This is a genomic window from Gardnerella sp. KA00771 (assembly GCF_049244045.1).
GTDB classification, from domain to species: Bacteria; Actinomycetota; Actinomycetes; order Actinomycetales; family Bifidobacteriaceae; genus Bifidobacterium; species Bifidobacterium swidsinskii.
This window is the reverse complement of record NZ_CP058368.1, coordinates 974,787-993,796: the sequence shown is the minus strand read 5'-3', so window position 1 is coordinate 993,796 and position 19,010 is coordinate 974,787. Positions and strand designations below refer to the sequence as shown.

The window sequence follows — 19,010 nt, the reverse complement described above, 5'->3', positions numbered from 1 at the left end:
GTCGGCATAACACTAATTTGCGCAATACTATTAATCTCAATCGTAAATTTTTAAGGGTGATTATGGTTTCCAAAAGAAAGCCGTTAGTCGCTGGTAATTGGAAAATGAATTTCAATCACCGCGAAGCTACGCATTTTATACAAAAATTTGCGTGGCTACTGCGTGACGCGCATTACGACTATCACGATTGTGAAATTGCACTTATGCCTTCTTTTACTTCAATAAGAAGCGTGCAAGTTCTTGTTGAGTCTGACCATTTGCCAATATTGTACGGAGCTCAAGCTGTTTCTGTTACTGCTCAAGGTGCTTTTACTGGTGATGTTTCTGCAGATATGCTTGCAAGTCTTGGATGTTCAATGGTTATTGTTGGTCATTCTGAAAGACGCAAGTATCATCCTGAAGATGATGCAAATATAGTTGATCAAGTTCGAGCTGTTCTTGCCGCAGGAATGCAGCCAATTCTTTGCGTTGGTGAAAGTCTTAAAGAACGTCAACAGGGTGTTGCGCTCGATTTTGCTGTAGGGCAAGTGCATGATGTAACGCGCGATTTAGACGCGAAGCAAGCTAAGCGTTTAATTATTGCGTACGAGCCAGTTTGGGCAATTGGTACTGGTATGGTTGCCACTGCTAATTCAGCTCAGGAAGCTGCATTGGCTATTCGTGAAGACTTGCGCGTTACGTTCGGTGACGATGTTGCAGATACTGTCCGTATTCTTTACGGCGGATCTGTAACTTCTTCTAATGCTTCAAGTCTTATCGCGGAGCCAGATGTCGATGGATTCTTAATTGGTGGCGCTTCTCTTGATGCGCAAGAACTTGCTAATATTGTGCGACTAACGGCTGCGCAAACACGTTTAGAGACTAAATAAGCTTAAGCGGTCAAAGGTTATTATTAAACTTAATCGGGTACTGTAAAACAGGAGGTTGGTTGTGTCCACTGTGAAGATTATTTTGCAGGTGTTGCTTGTGCTCACTAGCATTTTGCTCACATTGTTAATTTTGATGCACAAGGGCAAGGGCGGCGGCCTTTCCGACATGTTCGGCGGCGGTTTAACGAAGAACGCTGGTAGCTCTGGTGTTGCAGAAAAGAACTTAAATCGTTGGACGGTTATTATAGCGTTGATTTGGGTGGCTGTTATTGTTGCCTTGAACCTTATGACTAAGTTCTCACTTATCTAAGTATTCTTTTAAGCGCGTAGTCGAAAGATTGCGCGCTTTTTATTTTATAAATCAAAATTTATGGGCTTGTGTGTGATCTTGCGTACGCGCTTGCATTTGTGCGATTTACAAATTCATTATGCACATTAAAAATAGTGGGTAACTATAATGCTTCGTTTTTCTCCTTCTTTAGTAATTGCTGATCTTGACGGCACAATGCTTCACGATTCCGATACTTTTGAAGGCCGCTTTTTAAGCAGCGAAACTGTGCAGGCTGCTGAGCGTTTGCACGAATCTGGTATTCCGCTTGCTATTATTACGGCTCGTCCTGTTGGAAGCGCTTTTGATTTTGTTCACGATTTAAAAGCTCAAGTTTGCGCGTATCTCAATGGTGCGCTTATTGATTTTGATTGCGTTCACAGCACTATTTCTGAACTTACTTCGCAGCGAAGCATTGATACTCTTACTCGCTTTGGTTTTGACTCTAATCTTGCTGCTGATGTTTGCCTGCGATTGCTTGATAAAATACCTACGCTCCGTCTTGGTATTGTGATGAACGACGTTCGTTACACTAATTTTGATGTTCGTATGCTTTGGAACGAGCAGGATTTTATTATTACAGATTTTTCCAATGTTTCAAGTGGCATAGCAGACAAAATCATTATTGTGCCGCGAGATTGCGAGAAGGAACAGCTTCAGCGTATTATTCCGGATGATTTTTCCTTGCATATTAGCGAAGATGTTTTGTGGATGCTTACGAATCCCCTTGCGAACAAGGGGCATGCTTTGAACGTTATTTGCAATCGTTTGGGTGTAAAGCCTAGTCGCACAGTCGTTTTTGGAGACGATATTATAGATATCGACATGTTCCGTGCCGGTGGTTATGGGGTAGCGGTGGCGAATAGTAATCCGCGTTTGCTTGCGATTGCGGACGAAGTTTGCGATTCCAACAATGACGACGGTGTTGCCAGCTGGCTTCATTCAACCCTTTTTACTAGATTGTGAATAACCCACCTTTCGTTATTGGCGAAGTCGTGTGACGAATTCTTTCGTAGAGAGTCAAACGGAAAGCTTGGTGACATTATCAGTGAAGAGAAGAAATCTACCATTCAAGTCGGAACAGCTAAAAATCTCAATGGAGAATACCCATTTTTCATTAGTGGTGATGCTGTACTTTCTTGTGATAAACCACTAGTTAATAATCGGATCTGTTTATTAAATACTGGATGTAATGCAGACGTGAAATTTTATGTCGGTCCTGCTTCGTATTCAACAGATACATGGTGCATTACTGGTACTGATGGATTATCAGATTACTTATTCACTTTGCTTTATTCTATCAAACAAGAGCTTAACTTAAAGTTCTCTTGGGAACAGGGCTAAAGCATTTACAAAAACCACTACTCAAAAATCGACCCATTTATATTCCAAATGAGATTGAACTTAAGGTGTTTAATAGCATTACTATGCCTGCTTATACGACTATATCGTCTAATCAACGCGAAAATAGAGCTTTGATAGCTCTCCGTGATTGGCTTTTACCTATGCTCATGAACGGGCAAGCGACAATAGAAGATTAGGCAGCTAAATTATCATTTCTCTATCCATTAATTTCTTATCCTTAATCTATAAATTTCAATTAACAAAGCGACTGAATTTATATTTCAATCGCTAAAAGTCTTATATATTAAATTGTTTTAAGTGGGGATTCTTATCCTTACCATTTTTACATCCTAATTTTGAGTATAAAAAAGACGATAGAGTTTTAACTGTCTATCGTCTAATACCTTTACTATGATATTTTTAAATCTTTTTTGACCAATATACTTTTAATAATTTAGAAAATATTAATTGTACAAATGCAACTATTATTAACGCTAAAAAGGCTTCATAACTTACATATGCTACAATTAAAGAAACTATTACAATAACCATTGAAAATATAGGTATTATATTTGATCCTGACTTCATCTTTATTAATATCATTCTTTCATCTGTTTCTTTAGTATGCATCTTCTCCAATATATCTCTATTTCTATATGCTCTACCAAGCATTGACATGTAGAATACAGATACAAGTTCAAGTCCAATAAAAAATACTGCTACATAATATGTCACATCTTCTTTTAATGGAAATTTATATTTTAAGTAAAAATTTCCAATAATAACTGCGAGTAAGGCAGCCATACATAATAAGACTAAAATACTAATTCTAAATCCTATTTCTTTTTTATATTTTTCTAATTTGTTCATATTAATCATCCTCTTCTATACTAAATATTTCTTCAATACTCATATCAAAAAACTTAGCAATTTTAAAAGCCAACGGTAGTGACGCTATATATTTCTCAGTTTCAATGGAAGTTATGGTCTGTCTTGTTACTCCAACTTCATTTGCCAATTCTTCTTGAGTTATTTTATGCTGTTTTCTTAATTGAGAAATTGCATTTTTCATTTTCCTCCTCCAATAGCAAGCTCACTTTACATACAAAGTATAGCTCGCTTTGCTTTTTTTGTCAAGCTTACTTTGCTTTTTTTGTCAAGCTTACTTTGCTTTTTTATAATTTCTTAAACTAAAAAGACGACAGATTTTATTAACCATGTTCGTATAAAAAATGATGAAACAGAACCACAGTATTATGTAAAAGATAGCCACGCTTCGATTATTCCAAGAGATATTTTCTTTAAAGTTCAAGAAGAAATGGTAAGACGAGCCAACATGTTTAGTGGTGAGGAGAACAAAAAAAGGAGAGTTTATTCCAGTAAGTACGCTTTATCCAGCTTATGTGTTTGTTCTAAATGCGGTGATGTTTACAGAAGAATTGCTTGGAACAATCGAGGAGTGCGTTCTGTTGTTTGGCGTTGTTGTACCAGAGTGGAAAATGGTCCTAGTGCTTGTGATGCTCCGACAGTAAAAGAGGAAGAACTGCAGTCTGCTACAGTGAAAGCCATAAACAAGGTGTTTAGTATACCGGATGAAGTATTGGGTACGTTGAATAACAATATTAGAGAAATTATCGCGGGCAACAACTTAAGTGAGCTTGAAACGGTTGATAAAAGAATTGCAGACAAACAAGCGATACTACTAACCTTGCTTAAAGCTAAAAAAGACTACACGAAAATAGCTGATGAGATTGATGAACTGAAAGTTAAGAAACAGCAGATTCTTATAGAAAAAGCAGGTCAAGAAGATGCTAAGAGACGAATTAGAGAAATGGAAGATTTTCTGAAAAGTGAGTGTCACGATATTAGTGAGTATGACGAGAAGCTGGTAAGAAAGTACATCAAGAAAATAAAAGTTTACGAGGACAGGTTCAGCGTAACTTTTAAATCAGAGATTAGTGTTGATGTTGAAAGGGCATCGTAAAAGCTAAAAGAATGTGAGTGTTTGAAATGTTACAAAAGTCAGCCTAGTGGGGCATCTCTAGGCTCTTTTTGTTTTTATGCTCAAAAACCAAGTTATCAAGCCAATCTTAAACTTTTTAACGATAGCTTTTCCTATCGTTAAAAGGTGCACCCACTATCCATAGTGTGCACTCAAAAAGTGTAGCTATACTAGGAGTTCTCTCAATCAACGTTGAAGCTCTAACCCTGCTATCGCGCGATTAGCAAAGCTAATCGATGCGAAGCAGAGGTAGGTCTCGCGTCAAGAATCTCCAAGAGAAGCGACCGAATAGGAAGCTTCGATTGGAAAGATTCGACGGCGGAGGCTCTAGTATTGATGACAAGAATAAATTAGAGTTTGTGGAGGACTGGATTGAATATAAAAGTAAAAGAAATTGAGAATAAACTAGAAAAGGAATCTGTATCGAGAGAAGTATTGTATGATCTTCAAGAATGGTTTGGAATGCCAGAAAGTACAGAAGAATATATTCAAGATTCACAGGAAAAGCCTTTTCTTGCTTGTTATATTAATGATAAACTTGTTGGGTTTATTGTGTTAAACGCAACCAGCAAGGATTGTGCAGAGATTTTTGTGATGGGTATAAAAAAGAAATTCCATAGAATGGGAGTTGGCTCGGTACTTAACAAAGCATACGAAGCTATGGCAAGGAAGATGGGTTACACATACTCACAGGTAAAAACTGTTCAGATGGGACACTACAAAGAATATGATATTACAAATCATTTTTATATCGCGATGGGATATAAAGAATTGGAATGTTTTCCAACTTTATGGGATGAGTGGAATCCGTGTCAAATATATATTAAATATCTAGGAGTGTGAGAACTCTAAGTTTATTTGCTTGAAACCTTTTAACGATAGGCAGAGATAATTGTTAAAAGGTTCATGGATATGTTTCTGCATACGAACATGTCGATAAGACATACCTAGTGTTTACTCGTTTAATGTGAAAGCTGCGGCGGAGGCTCTAGTATTGATGACGAACGAATAGAAAAAAGAGAATTGAGGGAAAGTGTATGTTAGAAAGTAGACCTGAATTTAAAGATATAAAATCATTTGAAGAATTCAACAAATATTATTGGTATCGAGAGGAGTTATCAAAAGTTTGTAAGTCTCTTGGATTAGAATATAGAGGAACAAAAAAGGAACTGAATTATATTATAGAAGAATATTTTAAGGGAAATAAAATAAAAAAATCTTCAAGGAATAAAAATAAAAAGATAACTGATAATATAACATTAAATACTCCATTACTAGAATGTGGATTTTCATTCAATCAAAAATTTAGAGACTATTTTTCAGAGCAAACTGGAATTGAGCCATTTAAATTTAATGCGAATATGGCAGAAGCTTGGCGAAAAGTAACAAGAAAGAACGACAAAAATTTTACAATTAAAAATATGCTTGATGTATATAATGGAGACTCTGATTACGCAAAATATGATAATTCTACTAACCAATGGAACCAGTTTGTAAAAGATTTTAACTTAGATGAACGTAGTGATAAATTTTCTAATAAGATGAAAGTTGCTGCAATTCTTTGGAACGAAGTGAGAGAATCTAACCAAAGTAAAGTATATTCAAAAGAGCTTTTAAGCAAATATGCAGATAAAATAAAAGGATATTGTAAATGAGTAAATTCTACATTATATAATGTGTATTATATATCAAAAACATAAAACTCGATATGTTTCCAAATACGTACTAGTATAAAAACCCTATGATATGTTTACCAATACGAGGAAAACATTAAAAAAAAGTCAATGATATGTTCGCGAAAACGAAAAAATGAACTTTTTATCCATAGTGTCGACTCCAGGCATACAGAATCAGTAGCGCTCCTTTACAAATCGTGACTGTTTCAAGATATCGTTTTGATGACACCTACTTGCATATAGTCTAGTTGCTGAGTTTAAGAAGTTGCTTGTTGAATATTACGAGGGTGAAGATTTGCAGGGATTGCTTCGTTTATGAGGGAATATTGTTGGAAGCGTTAAACGCGCGCGATTATGTTGGTTCTTCTGTTTCTTCGAACCTTGCTGTTTATGAAAGAGTATAGTTTGCTAGTAAATGAAGAAATTAGTGTCGATAGTCTAGACAAATTAATAAAAAAATAGGATATTTATTAAGATTATTACAGTAATCAGAGCGAATGGGAGATTTTGTTTACTTAATAGTCTGTTTTATAATCATTTGATACAAAGTTGTGTTAACGAAAAGGAGGCTAGTAGTGTTATGAGGAGTAAAACTATTTTTTGTAAAAACATTTTTCAAAGTTGTCTTGTTATACTTCTGCTGCTAGGTTCTCTCTTTTCTCTTGCGGGATGTGCTGATGATGAGGAGAAGGCAGAGCTTGCGTCATATCATTGGGAAACAGTAGAGGTATCTCAGAAAGAATATCGCCTACCAGACGATTACATGAATAAAGGTGAACTGTATCTCTTTGTGTCACGAGACATTCTTGATTCTCATTATGATTTGTCTAAAGTCACTCTTGGAGATAAGCCCATCAAATTAGTTGACTCACAGTTTAATTTGCCTAGTTCAGGGTATAAAGCTCTATTTTTAGTTGGTAAATTTGATTTAAAAGACAAGCCATCCTCTGATGTTCTTAAAGTACCAGGACTTAATAAAACAGGTAATGTTGCTGTAGGTTATAAAAAGAAATAGTAGTATTTTGCATTCAATTTGAAGCGTTTCCCTGATGATGAATTAGTTAATGAAACTTGTAGATTAGAGGGTTTGGAATGAATATGTATGTTGGAGGTATATGTTAAATAGGGTTGTATCTCGTTATGATTCGTTCGTTGCGAATCATCAACGTACAAAAGGTGCTTTAGTATATTTTATAGTTCTTATGCCGCAGGTGTTATCAGTTTTTATTACTGGTTTGATACAGCTTGCTGGAATGTTGCTGCTTATTTATACTATGGGGTCGTTGCATTCTACTTCGACGCTGCTTGAAGGGTCTGTTGCGTTTAAGTTGGCATTATCTTTCTTCTTACAAGCATTGGGTTTTATTGCTAAAGATCGTTGTGAAATGCTTCTTATAGCTTTGTTTCGTCAGCTTACTTTCCATCGTTTTGTGCGTTTATCTGTTCAGAATAATGATGATGAAACATTGCAGTCTTCGGCATTAACATATCCAAATCAGATAAGTCAGATAGCTTATGGTGTTGATTTTGTGTTATCAATATTGCAGTTTATTATTCTTTTTGCTATCTGTGTTGTTCAATATCACGAGAATAGTATTGTAGCGGTTTTACTATTAGTTCTCTTATGTGTTGGTAATTTGTTCCTTATACGTTGGATTGGCGTATTGTGGAAGAACTATGTGGATTTAGAAGGTAAACGTCGTAATCTTCTCAGTAAAATTATTGATAAACTTCCTCACGCTTCAAGAGTGTATCGTTATAATGTTGGTATCACGGCGATTGAAGATGCGCGTAAAACAGAAGAAAGAGTGCTTTATAAGCGCATATTTCCTCAATTATTGAGTAATATTGTTGAGCAAGGTGGGTTGACATTACTGCTTGCTGGTGTTGTTCTTGTTCATGTAACTATTTTTTCCAAATGCGTTGTTTAATGTTGGAATTCTTTTTGCGATTAAATATTTGTATGGTGCCATGCAGAATAATATTGTGAATTATCGCGTGATTCGACTTGCTCTTCCAATGGACAAGGATTTAGTGCAATTAGAGCAAGATGCTATGAAGAATACTCGTGCGGATGCTACTAATATTTCTGATTCTGTCGTATTTGATAATAAGTTCGCTCTTTTGTCTAAAGAAACTCGCTCGGCTTTGGATGCGTATGATTCTATTGTTAGCAGTAGTAAAATATTGGTGCCTTGTAATCCTATTATGTCGCAGGGGCTTATTGAAGCTTGGTTTGATATTGCGAGTGATGATACTCGTCGGCAGTATGAAAACTTCTTGCGTTTATTTCATGTGTCGCGTGAGGTTGCGGATAGGTTTTTGCATAATCCTGAAACGTTATCTGTTGGTGAGCGTCAACGCGTGGTGCTTGCTATGGCGTTTGCTCAAGACGTGGAATATTTGGTGCTTGATGACGTGTTTTCTGTGTTAAATCCAGAGCTTCGAGAAACAGTTTCACAAGCCATGCTAAGTTCTCAAGTTCGGCATATTGTTTTATTCGCGCGTAATCCGGAGTATATTCCTTGCGTGTTTTATGGTAATAAGTCTAAGCAAGTCACGCATAGTGTGGTTGAGGAAAATCATTTGCAGAATACTTGTAGTGATAAAGCTATGCAAGCGGATTGTGTGGAATCGAAAATTCCTACAGGTGCAGAATCACGTGGTAAGTTCATTAGAACTGTGCGCGAATTGTTCTCCGCTAGTATTGTTTGTTTGCCGATAGCAACGGTACTTATAGTTCTTGCTGAGTTAATGTTTGTAGAGAATATTGCTACGAACACCAACTTAAATATGCTTAAGTCTTCTGCATTGTTTGCAAGCTTGCTTATTGTCGTTGGCATTATTGCTCTTAATTTTCCTGTATATGCTGTGCCAATTGTGCGGCTTACAAAACTGCATAATCGTTTAATTATGCGTTTGCATAAGTATTCAAATATTGATAATAAAGGTGATGTTTTAGGTAGGCTTGGGGATGATTTTTCTGACTTACAGATGAGTATTCCTAGTGCTATTGCACACGTTATTTTTATTATTGTTCAAACAGTAATAGTTCTTGCTATGACAATTGCTGCAGTACCGCAGTACGTATACATAATGATTATTATGGTGCCGTTATCTTGTCTCATATGGTACGCTGGTTCGCGATTACTTAATACGGCTGCGGATAAACAAGCACAATATCGCGATAAGTTTTTAGGAGCATTATCGTCGTTATTATCAACGCGAAGCTTACCGCAAGGTGCTATTTTTGATAGTTCTCGCAAGTATCATTATGCTTCGTCAGAAAATAAGTATTGGCAGCGTATGCGTCGTTTTATCAATATTTACACAGTGAGAAATTGCATGATGCAAAGTCTTTCTTTAGTGTTGGAATTTTCAATACTTTATATGCTTACAGTATCATCAATGAATTTTGCTTCTGCTAGTGCTGTGTTGTATTTTGTGGTAATGCTGTCGTCAAGCTTGGAAAATGTGATTGAAACTTTGCAAGATTCAGGTGTTTTGACTCAGACTGCTCAACGAGTTTTCAGTTTGGAAAATTATGAGCGTAAGCAGCAAGCGTATAAGAGGAATGAATTAGCATACCAGAATCTTAGTAAAACCATTGCTGATAGTTGTATTTCTTCGGTTGCTATTATTGGTGCTAGTGGTGCTGGTAAATCAGTATTGTTGCGAGATTGGTTTGATCATAATAATACTCAGAATTGTATGCTGATTGAAGATTATTTATTTGATGATAAGGGTGCTATTGTTGCTCCAGATTTTACGTCGCTCACAAAGTGTATTGGTTCTCAACAGCGAACTGTTATTATGTTGGATGAGACTTTCAAAAGTGTAACTGATGCTGATGGTTGTAGTGAACGTGAAATAATCATGCAAGCTATCAGATGTGCTAAAACTGGGAATAACAAGCTTGTAGTTGTGTTGCACGCACAAACTAATTGTGATGTATTCGATAAGGTAATTAATTTTGATGAATATTAAGAATACAAAAGTACTGTGAGTTGCGTTTGTTGTGAGACATTACTGATGGTGGATGGTTGGGTTTGAATTCATATAGTAATTGCTTACTGTATATGTTTGTGAAGTAGTGTATGGAATGTGTTGCAATATGCGACACAGTATTTTATGATGTGTGTATGGAGGTTGATTGATATGGCAGTTACTAAAACAGCGAATGTGAATGTGAGAATACAAGAAAATATTAAGCAGCAGGCGGAGAAGATTTTGGAAACTATTGGAATTCCTAGGGCTACTGCTATTGACATGTTTTATCGTCAAATCATTCTTAATAAGGGTATTCCGTTTTCGCTTACTATTCCGAAGTCACTTCCGGCACAAGATGATATGGACGAGAAAACGTTTAACGCGTTGATGGCTAAAGGTTATGATCAGGCGGTTCAAGGTGATAGTTATCCGATAGATGATGTTTTTGAAGAGCTTGAACGAGGTCTTTAATGGATGAGTATAAAGTAAAAGTTACTCGTCAGGCGAAAGAGCATCTTGCACTTATTCGAGAATATATTGCCACTGAGTTAAAAGAGCCGATAATAGCTAAAAGAATACTCGAGCTGTTGAAGTCGGAAATGATGTCTTTACAGACGATGCCTTATCGTGTGAAGTTAATTGGTGAGCAACCGTGGTGTGAGCTTGGTTTTAGAAGAATACGCGTAAAAAATTATTACGTTTATTTTTGTGTTGATGAGAGTAGAAAAGAAGTTCAAATACTCGCGGTTATTTACGTGAGAAGAGATCAGGCTAAGCAACTGGAACAATTGTAATGTAAACGTGTTATTAAGCCAATCTTAAACCTTTTAACGATAGCTTTTCCTATCGTTAAAAAGTGCACCCACTATCAATAGTGTGCACTCAAAAAAGTGTAGCTATACTAGGAGTTCTCTCAATCCAGATTGAAGTACTGTTTTTAGTAGTCTTTAGTGTTAATTTATCATCGCATTTATTACCATTTTTGCTTAATTCTCAATCATTAAGAGTTGATGATACCGCGTTGCATATGGCAATTAGAGAAGCTCTTGCAAACACGTTGATTCATTCTGATTATTATATGCGAGGTAACACTGTTATTACATATAATGATGCTGCGAGTACTGATGTTGATGGTTCTTCACAATCTTCTATAGAAACAAATAGCGCAAATGATGGTTTTAAGCTTTCTTTTGCAAACCCAGGCTGCTTACGTATGCCTGTAGAAGTGGCTTTAGCTGGAGGTTTTTCTGATTCTCGGAATCCAGCACTGCTTAAAATGTTCGCGCTGATTTCTGTTGTTGAACGTGCTGGAAGCGGATTTGATGCTATGAGAGCTGGTTGTGATTGGGCTGGAATACGCCATCCAGTTTTAAGCGAGTTCTTTAACCCTGACCGTACTACTCTTGAATTTTTTGTAAGCGATAAGAATAACTTTGTATCTGGTTCTGCAAAAAACAAAACTGAACTTAATGCTAGTTCATTGAATTTAGTGAACGGTACTTATAATTCAGAACTTACTACAAATTCACTTTCGCAAGATTCTAATAACTCGCACAAACGTATGAGCGTTGACGATTGCTATAAAAAGATTATTGAAGCAGTACATAATCATGGAACAATAAAGCGTGAGCAAGTGCAAAATATTCTTAACGTGGGTAGTATCAAGGCTAAGCAATTGTTATCTGATTTAGTTAGTAGAGGAGATATTTCAGTTTGTGGAAAAGGTCGAGCTACTACTTACGTTTTTAACCGTTAGTTAAAAACCGCACATGTGTGAATTATAATCCACGAACATGTGCGGTTTATGTTATTTAGCAGTTTCGCTGATTAGCAGTTTAGCTATCAGACGATTAGCAAAATCAGGCGTTTACGCGATCGATGCCAGACTGCACGTCAGCAATCACGGAATCCCAAGACTTGATGAAGGCGGCAACACCGTCGGCCTCAAGCTTGTCGGTAACGTCCTTGATGTTGATGCCAAGCTCAGCAAGCTTGTTCATAACAGCGTGGCTCTCTTCGTAAGTGCCCTTAACGGAAGCAGCGCCGTTGCCGTGATCAGCAAGAGCGTTCAAAGTCTTTTCTGGCATGGTGTTCACAACATGCTCAGCAACCAACTCGTCAACGTACTTGCAATCGGAATAAGCTGCGTTCTTGGTGCCGGTAGAAGCCCAAAGTGGACGCTGCTTCTTAGCGCCCTTAGCTTCAAGAGCAGTCCAACGTGGATCAGCTGCGAACTTCTTCTCGAAGAGTTCGTAAGCCAAGCGAGCGTTAGCAACAGCAGCCTTGCCTTCAAGAGCCTTAGCTTCATCGGAGCCGTTAGCTTCGAGGAGCTTGTCAACAGCGGTATCAACGCGGGAGACGAAGAAGGAAGCTACGGAACCAATGTGCTTCAAGTCGTGGCCGTTAGCGGCAGCCTGAGCGATACCTTCGATGAAGGCGTCGATAACCTGCTCGTAGCGCTCGAGGGAGAAGATCAAGGTTACGTTCACAGAAATACCCTTAGCAAGGGTAGCGGTGATAGCTGGAAGACCTTCCAAAGTTGCTGGAATCTTGATCATAACGTTTGGACGATCAACCTTTGCCCAAAGCTCTTCAGCCTGCTTCTCAGTGTTAGCAGTATCGTGAGCCAAGCGTGGGTCAACTTCGATGGAGACGCGGCCGTCAACGAAGTCGGTCTTTTCAGCGATCTCGCGGAAGATATCGGTTGCGTTACGAACGTCGGTGGTGGTCAACTCGCGGATAGCGGTTTCAACGTCGACCTTGCCGAGTTCCTTAAGCTGTGCATCGTATGGGCCAACCTGGCTCAAAGCCTTCTGGAAGATGGATGGGTTGGTGGTAACGCCAACAACATTCTTATTAGCAATCAAATCCTGCAAAGAGCCGGACTCAATGCGGGTACGGGACAAATCGTCCAACCAAATAGAAACGCCGGAATCGCTGGTGCGCTGCGTTGCTTCAGTCATGTTATCTCCTTAACACTGTGCTCCACCAATTGGGGCACGTCGGTATTTTGGCGTTTTTACAAGAAACAGCGGTTGATGTCGAACCAACGGTAGCTCGGCATCAACACGCCGTCGCTGTCTCTTGTGAAGTGTTTCGTTAGCACTTCTAGTTTTGTGACATACCAATTTTATTTTGATACATCAAGCTTTATTTTGCTTACTTGCTTTTTGTCAAGCTATCTTAGGCGCGAGCTTCTTCGATAGAAGCCTTAGCAGCTTCTACTACGTGCTCAGCAGTAATGCCCAAGTCAATCATGTTCTGACCGCCGTCACCCTGCAAGCCGTACTGTTCGATAGAAACAGCCTTGCCGCAATCGCCAAGATACTTGTACCAAGGCAATGCCAAGCCAGCTTCGATGGAAACGCGAGCCTTGACGGACTTTGGCAAGATTGCTTCCTTGTACTCTTCGTCCTGCTCTTCGAACCATTCGAGGGATGGCATGGAAAGAACGCGAGCCTTAATGCCTTCAGCAGCCAAAGTCTTGGCGCCAGCAACAGCCCACTGAACTTCGGAACCGGTTGCCATGATGATTACGTCTGGAGTGCCTTCGCAATCAACCAAAACGTAAGCGCCGTGCTTCACGCCTTCGCGAGCCTTTTCAGCAGTCTCAGCGAGGGTTGGAACGCCTTGGCGGGTCAAAATCATAGCGGTTGGGTAGCTGTTCTTCTTTTCGAAGAAGTAACGGTAAGCTTCAGCAGTTTCGTACTCATCTGCAGGGCGCACAACCTCAAGCTGAGGAATAGCACGGAAAGCAGCCAAGTGTTCGATTGGCTGGTGAGTTGGACCATCTTCGCCCAAAGCTACGGAATCGTGGGTCCAAACGTAGAGATTTGGAATCTCCATCAAAGCAGCCAAGCGAACTGCTGGGCGCTCGTAGTCAGAGAACTGGAAGAAGGTGCCGTTGAATGGGCGAGTGTCAGAACCAAGCAAAATACCGTTGGTAATAGCACCCATTGCGAACTCGCGCACACCGAAGTGAAGCTGACGACCATGCTCGGAAACGTTTGGCCAAGTGCGAGTTGCGTCCTCGGATGGACCGAAGGAGTCAGCACCCTTAATGTTGGTGTTGTTGGAGCCACCCAAATCAGCGGAACCGCCCCAAAGTTCTGGCATAACAGCAGCAATTGCGTTAAGAACTGCGCCGGAAGCCTTACGGGTAGCGACCTTAGAGCCAACTTCGAAGCCAGCAACCAAGTCGTCAATAGCCTTGTCGAAACCTTCAGGAAGCTTGCCAGCCTTAATGCGCTCGTAGAGAGCAGCCTTATCTGGGTTGGCGGCAGCCCACTTTGCAAGAGCTTCGTCCCAAGCTTTGTGAGCAGCCAAGCCGCGCTCTGCAACCTTGCGAGCGTGAGCCAAAGCTTCTTCGTCGATTGGGAATTGAACTTCTGGGTCGAAACCGCAAAGTTCCTTCAAGCCCTTCACAGCTTCTTCGCCAAGCTTGGAGCCGTGGGAAGCTTCGTTGTCGGTCTTGCCTGGGGTTGGCCAAGCAATCAAAGTATTAACCTTAATGAAGTGAGGCTTATCGGTAACTTCCTGAGCCTTTTCAATAGCTGCAGCCAAAGCCTGAACGTCTTCCTTGTAGGAGCCGTCTGGCTGGATGAAGCTAACTTCATCGGTGTACCAACCGTATGCACGGTAACGAGCAAGAATATCCTCAGAGAAGGTGAGCTTAGTGTCACCTTCAATCTGAATGTGGTTTGCATCGAAGATTACAGTCAAATTGCCAAGCTTCTGGTTTCCAGCCAAGGAAGCAGCTTCAGAAGAAACGCCTTCCTCAACGTCGCCTTCGCCGCAGATAACCCAAACCTTGTGATCGAATGGGGAAGTGCCAGCTGGAGCTTCTGGATCAAGAAGACCGCGCTCAAAGCGCTGACCATAGGCAAAACCAACAGCAGAAGCAAGACCCTGACCGAGTGGGCCAGTAGTCATTTCGATGCCTGGAGTCAAGCCGTATTCAGGGTGACCTGGAGTACGCGTGTCTGCACCGCCACGGAAATACTTGAGATCGTCAAGAGTCAAGCCGTATCCAGAGAAGAACAACTGCACGTATTGCGTAAGCGAAGCGTGACCGCCAGAAAGAATAAAACGATCGCGGCCAGCCCACTTTGGGTCAGCTGGATCGTGCTTAATGAAATGCTGGTACAATGTGTACGCAATCGGTGCTAATGAAACAGGGGAGCCAGGATGTCCGTGTCCTGCTCGCTCAACAGCATCAGCCGAGAGAACCTTCGCCATTTTTACGGCGCGCTCGTCTAATGCAGACCAGTTGAAATCGGTCATGTGATCTACTTTCCTTCCAATAATCCGGGTTTTTAAGCACAGCTTACGCTGGCTTTTTACCCTCTCATTGCCCTTCAATCCTATCTTTCGCGCGCGACGAATATGTTACAAAGTGTGTCAAAAGTTTGCTTTTATGTTCTGTTGCGTGCTAAGAAATAGACTACTATAGGAATATAGTATTTAGAGTGTTTGTAAGGAGTGGTAATGCAGTCACGACGCATGATGATTTTGCGCGCAGTTGTTGAGGATTATATTCGTTCTCAAGAGCCTGTTGGTTCTGCGGCTCTTGCAAAGCATCATCAGCTTGGTGTGAGTTCAGCTACTATTCGTAACGACATGTCGGCTTTGGAAGAGGAGGGATACCTTGTTCAACCGCACACTTCTGCAGGTCGTATTCCTACTGAAAAAGGCTATCGCTACTTTGTTGACGGTTTGGCTTCTGTTATTCCGCTTTCTGAACCGCAGCGTCGCGCTATACGTAACTTTTTAAGCGGATCTGTTAGTTTGCAAGATACTTTGCAACGTTCCGCGCGTCTTCTTGCAAGTATTACGGGTCAAGTCGCTCTCGTAGCATCTCCAGCATTGTCTAAGTCAAAAGTAAAAAGAATTGAGATTGTTCAAGTATCGTCTTCTACGCTTTTGGTTGTTGTGATTACAGATACTGGAGGCGTAGCTCAGCACATGATTCAAGCAACTACTATAAATTCAAATGACTTATTGCATCTAACTAATATGGTTAATGAGTGCTGCATTGGGCTATCTCTTTCATCTGCTTCACAACGCGTTTATGCGCTCGCAAATCGCAAGGATTTAGCGTCAGCTTTGCAAATTATTAGTCAACTTGCTAACGCTTTAGAAGATATGCATGACGGTGAGCATACTCACGACTTATATATGGCTGGAGCTTCTCAACTTGCGCATAGACAAAGTATTGTTGATTTTGCTTCACTTTTTGACGCACTCGAAGAACAGGCTGTTATTATGCGACTGATGACTTCGTTAAGTGAGGAAGCAAGCGATTGTGCAAGTGGTGTTAGTGTTGCAATCGGCTCGGAAACGCACACTCCTGGTTTGCTTAACGCTTCTGTTGTAACAAGCACTTACGGATACAATGCTGATTCTGACTCTGCGTTTATTGGATCAATTGGTCCTACGCATATGGATTATGCTGCAACGATGACTGCTGTTAAGGCTGTTGCGCGCTACCTTAATTCGTTTATATCCGAAAATTCATAAAACGTGGCTGGTTTATGGCTGGTTATTCGGCTTATGTCTGGCTGTGCCTTATGCAAGAATGATTTTAGAAAAAGGTAAAAGGGGAATTAATTGACTGATTACTACAAAGTTCTAGGCGTTGATCACAATGCTAGCGACGACGAAATTCGCAAAGCCTATCGCAAAATGAGCCGCAAATATCATCCTGATATTGCAGGCGCTGAGTTTGAAGAAAAGTTTAAGGAAGTAAATGCTGCCTACGACGTGCTTTCTAATCCTGAAAAGCGTCGAATGGTAGACATGGGTGTTGATCCTAACGATCCTTCTGCAGGAAGTGCCGGAGCTTCAGGTGCTGGTTTTGCAGATATGGGCATGGGCGACATTTTCAGCCAGTTCTTTGGCGGTTCTTTCGGTAATTCGCAAGGACCAATTTCGCGTGTGCAGCCTGGCGATGATGCGTTAGCTGAGGCTCGTATTGATTTGAAAACCGCTATTTTTGGCGGAAATGTTAGCGTACGGTTAACTACTTTTGGCGTTTGCAAGGATTGCTCTGGTTCCGGTTCTGCCGACAATTCCGCTCCAGAACAGTGCTCTGTGTGTCACGGTTCTGGCTTCTGCCAAAAAGTTGTGCGCACTATGCTCGGTCAAATGATGTCTTCGATGCCTTGTGAGCATTGCGAAGGTCACGGCACGATTATTAAGAATATTTGCCAAAACTGCCACGGTCATGGTCGTGTGCGTTCAATTCGTGAAGTTGGAGTGAACGTGCCGGCTGGAATTCGTGACGGTAGTCGTTTGCGCTTAGCTTCCCAAGGAAGCGTTGGTAAGTGCGGCGGTCCTGCCGGCGATTTGTACGTTGATATTCATATTCGTGCAGATAAGCAATTTACTCGTAACGAGGATGATTTGCATTGTTGGATTACAGTTCCTATGAGCTGGGCTGTTCTTGGTCGTAGCCTTGAAATCGACACTTTTGATGGTGCTCAGAAAATAACGATTCCTGCAGGCTGCCAAAATGAAGACACTATTACTTTGCCAAATCTTGGTGTGACGAAGCTTCGTTCTAAAGATCGCGGAAATATCGTGGTTCATGTGCTAGTGCAAACGCCTTCTAAGTTGAATGATGAAGAGCGTGCTTTGATTGAAAAATTTGCTAAATTGCATGATAGTTCTATGAAGCAAGTGCAGCAGCATTCGTTAAGTGAGCAGTCGAGTGAGCGTAAAGGTTTCTTTAGTAAATTAAAGGAAGCTTTTGCCGGCTGATTTTACGGATTTAATTTACTGCTTTAATTTAAAATAGTGGGGAAATATGGCATTACCAATATTGTTTGCTGGAACTCCGGAAGTTGCGGTTCCGTCTCTTCGCGAGTTAACTAAAGATAGTGAGCATTTTGATGTTCGCGCTGTTCTTACGCGACCGGACGCTCCGACTGGTCGCGGTAGAAAGCTTGTGCCAAGCCCTGTGAAACAGGCTGCTCTTGAGCTCGGCTTGCCAGTGCTTGAGTCGGATCCTAAAAATGAAGATGTGTTTCTTGAACAGCTTGCGGCAACCGGTGCAAAAGCTGCAGCAGTTGTAGCATACGGCAAGATTTTGCGACAGAATGTTTTAGACGCGTTGCCGCTCGGCTGGTATAATCTTCATTTTTCGCTTCTTCCGCAATGGCGAGGTGCAGCTCCTGTGCAGCGCGCAATTTGGGCTGGGGATGATATTACAGGTGCTACGGTTTTTCGCATTACGCGCGGCATGGATTGTGGGCCTATTTTGGCGCAGTTTACTACAAAAATTGAGTCTCACGAAAATTCTGGCGATCTTCTTGCACGACTTGCAAACGACGGCGCGCCGCTTCTTGCAGCATCTCTTCGCGGCATGGAAACTGGTGAAATTGTGCCGGTTGAGCAAGATCAAACTCCTCAAGAAGTTGCGCAAAAAATCACTGTTGAAGATGCTCATATTGATTTTCATGCGCCAGCTTTTGCAGTCGATCGTCAAATTCGCGCTTGTACGCCAAATCCGGGCGCGTGGTGCGAGCTTCATGCGGACGATGAACATAATGCGGATCTGATTACTTTGCATGTTTTACGCGCAGTTCCGGCAGATGCTAACGATCCGCATGCTCAAGATTTTAATCAGCTTGATCCTGGAAAATTGCTTGCTGGTAAGAAGCAAGTTTGGGTCGGTACTTTAAGCGGCGCACTTGAGCTTTTGGAAGTAAAAGCGCAAGGTAAGAAAGCTATGAAAGCGGCAGACTGGGCGCGCGGAGCTAGGCTTTCGGCAGCAGCTTACTGCGCATAAAATTATGATT

General features: G+C 40.7%; 19 protein-coding genes. 15 read left to right on the top strand and 4 right to left on the bottom strand.

Annotated elements, in window-relative coordinates; all coding sequences use genetic code 11:
* Positions 1–62 precede the first annotated feature (62 nt).
* From tpiA to HXT57_RS04260, 3 genes are all read left to right on the top strand, one after another.
* Positions 63–869, top strand: a complete 807-nt coding sequence (gene tpiA, locus HXT57_RS04270) for a triose-phosphate isomerase (protein ID WP_064340411.1) — start codon at positions 63–65, stop codon at positions 867–869.
* A 61-nt stretch (positions 870–930) separates the two neighbouring features.
* Entirely contained in the window at positions 931–1,179 is a 249-nt protein-coding gene (gene secG / locus HXT57_RS04265; RefSeq protein WP_004119067.1) for a preprotein translocase subunit SecG, read from the top strand.
* Positions 1,180–1,326: 147 nt separating this feature from the next.
* Positions 1,327–2,163, top strand: a complete 837-nt coding sequence (locus tag HXT57_RS04260; protein WP_415697873.1) for an HAD hydrolase family protein — start codon at positions 1,327–1,329, stop codon at positions 2,161–2,163.
* Positions 2,164–2,961: 798 nt separating this feature from the next.
* Here HXT57_RS04260 and HXT57_RS04255 read toward each other — a convergent pair.
* A complete protein-coding gene (locus HXT57_RS04255) occupies positions 2,962–3,411 on the bottom strand; it encodes a hypothetical protein (protein WP_415697874.1) in 450 nt (149 codons plus the stop codon).
* 1 nt (position 3,412) lies between these two features.
* Positions 3,413–3,613, bottom strand: coding sequence for a helix-turn-helix transcriptional regulator (locus tag HXT57_RS04250; protein WP_415693027.1), 201 nt, complete (start codon positions 3,611–3,613; stop codon positions 3,413–3,415).
* Positions 3,614–3,877: 264 nt separating this feature from the next.
* On the opposite strand from HXT57_RS04250, the gene HXT57_RS04245 reads away from it, so the two are divergent.
* The 9 genes from HXT57_RS04245 (at position 3,878) to HXT57_RS04205 (ending at position 11,965) form a co-directional block, all read left to right on the top strand.
* Positions 3,878–4,525, top strand: a complete 648-nt coding sequence (locus tag HXT57_RS04245; RefSeq protein WP_421783399.1) for a zinc ribbon domain-containing protein — start codon at positions 3,878–3,880, stop codon at positions 4,523–4,525.
* Positions 4,526–4,915: 390 nt separating this feature from the next.
* Positions 4,916–5,386 carry a GNAT family N-acetyltransferase gene (locus tag HXT57_RS04240; RefSeq protein ID WP_004111719.1) on the top strand — a complete coding sequence of 157 codons (471 nt, stop codon included), beginning with the start codon at positions 4,916–4,918 and terminating at the stop codon, positions 5,384–5,386.
* Between the two features lie 194 nt (positions 5,387–5,580).
* Complete coding sequence (locus HXT57_RS04235) at positions 5,581–6,198, top strand: SAP domain-containing protein (RefSeq protein ID WP_421783397.1); 618 nt, start codon at positions 5,581–5,583, stop codon at positions 6,196–6,198.
* A gap of 601 nt (positions 6,199–6,799) precedes the next feature.
* Positions 6,800–7,234, top strand: a complete 435-nt coding sequence (locus tag HXT57_RS04230; protein ID WP_415693025.1) for a hypothetical protein — start codon at positions 6,800–6,802, stop codon at positions 7,232–7,234.
* 100 nt (positions 7,235–7,334) lie between these two features.
* A complete protein-coding gene (locus HXT57_RS04225) occupies positions 7,335–8,150 on the top strand; it encodes a hypothetical protein (RefSeq protein WP_415697877.1) in 816 nt (271 codons plus the stop codon).
* A gap of 40 nt (positions 8,151–8,190) precedes the next feature.
* Positions 8,191–10,206: an ATP-binding cassette domain-containing protein gene (locus HXT57_RS04220; RefSeq protein ID WP_421783395.1), complete on the top strand. Its 2,016-nt coding sequence runs from the start codon at positions 8,191–8,193 to the stop codon at positions 10,204–10,206.
* Positions 10,207–10,377: 171 nt separating this feature from the next.
* Positions 10,378–10,680, top strand: a complete 303-nt coding sequence (locus HXT57_RS04215; protein WP_415693023.1) for a type II toxin-antitoxin system RelB/DinJ family antitoxin — start codon at positions 10,378–10,380, stop codon at positions 10,678–10,680.
* Positions 10,680–11,003 carry a type II toxin-antitoxin system RelE/ParE family toxin gene (locus HXT57_RS04210; RefSeq protein ID WP_415694053.1) on the top strand — a complete coding sequence of 108 codons (324 nt, stop codon included), beginning with the start codon at positions 10,680–10,682 and terminating at the stop codon, positions 11,001–11,003. The genes HXT57_RS04215 and HXT57_RS04210 overlap by 1 nt, the downstream gene beginning before the upstream one ends.
* Before the next feature lie 233 nt (positions 11,004–11,236).
* Positions 11,237–11,965, top strand: coding sequence for an ATP-binding protein (locus HXT57_RS04205; protein WP_421783392.1), 729 nt, complete (start codon positions 11,237–11,239; stop codon positions 11,963–11,965).
* Between the two features lie 103 nt (positions 11,966–12,068).
* Here HXT57_RS04205 and tal read toward each other — a convergent pair whose 3' ends face one another.
* Both tal and tkt read right to left on the bottom strand, forming a co-directional pair.
* Positions 12,069–13,172: a transaldolase gene (gene tal / locus HXT57_RS04200; protein ID WP_416091165.1), complete on the bottom strand. Its 1,104-nt coding sequence runs from the start codon at positions 13,170–13,172 to the stop codon at positions 12,069–12,071.
* Between the two features lie 220 nt (positions 13,173–13,392).
* Complete coding sequence (gene tkt / locus HXT57_RS04195) at positions 13,393–15,492, bottom strand: transketolase (RefSeq protein ID WP_415697880.1); 2,100 nt, start codon at positions 15,490–15,492, stop codon at positions 13,393–13,395.
* Positions 15,493–15,711: 219 nt separating this feature from the next.
* Between tkt and hrcA the strand changes: the two genes are divergently transcribed.
* The 3 genes from hrcA to fmt all read left to right on the top strand — a co-directional run bounded on the left by hrcA (position 15,712) and on the right by fmt (position 19,000).
* A complete protein-coding gene (gene hrcA / locus HXT57_RS04190) occupies positions 15,712–16,728 on the top strand; it encodes a heat-inducible transcriptional repressor HrcA (protein ID WP_165845982.1) in 1,017 nt (338 codons plus the stop codon).
* Between the two features lie 90 nt (positions 16,729–16,818).
* The gene (gene dnaJ / locus HXT57_RS04185; protein WP_415697881.1) at positions 16,819–17,970 is read left to right on the top strand and encodes a molecular chaperone DnaJ; all 1,152 of its coding nucleotides are present in this window, start codon (positions 16,819–16,821) and stop codon (positions 17,968–17,970) included.
* Between the two features lie 46 nt (positions 17,971–18,016).
* Positions 18,017–19,000, top strand: coding sequence for a methionyl-tRNA formyltransferase (gene fmt / locus HXT57_RS04180; RefSeq protein ID WP_415697882.1), 984 nt, complete (start codon positions 18,017–18,019; stop codon positions 18,998–19,000).
* Positions 19,001–19,010: the final 10 nt, after the last annotated feature.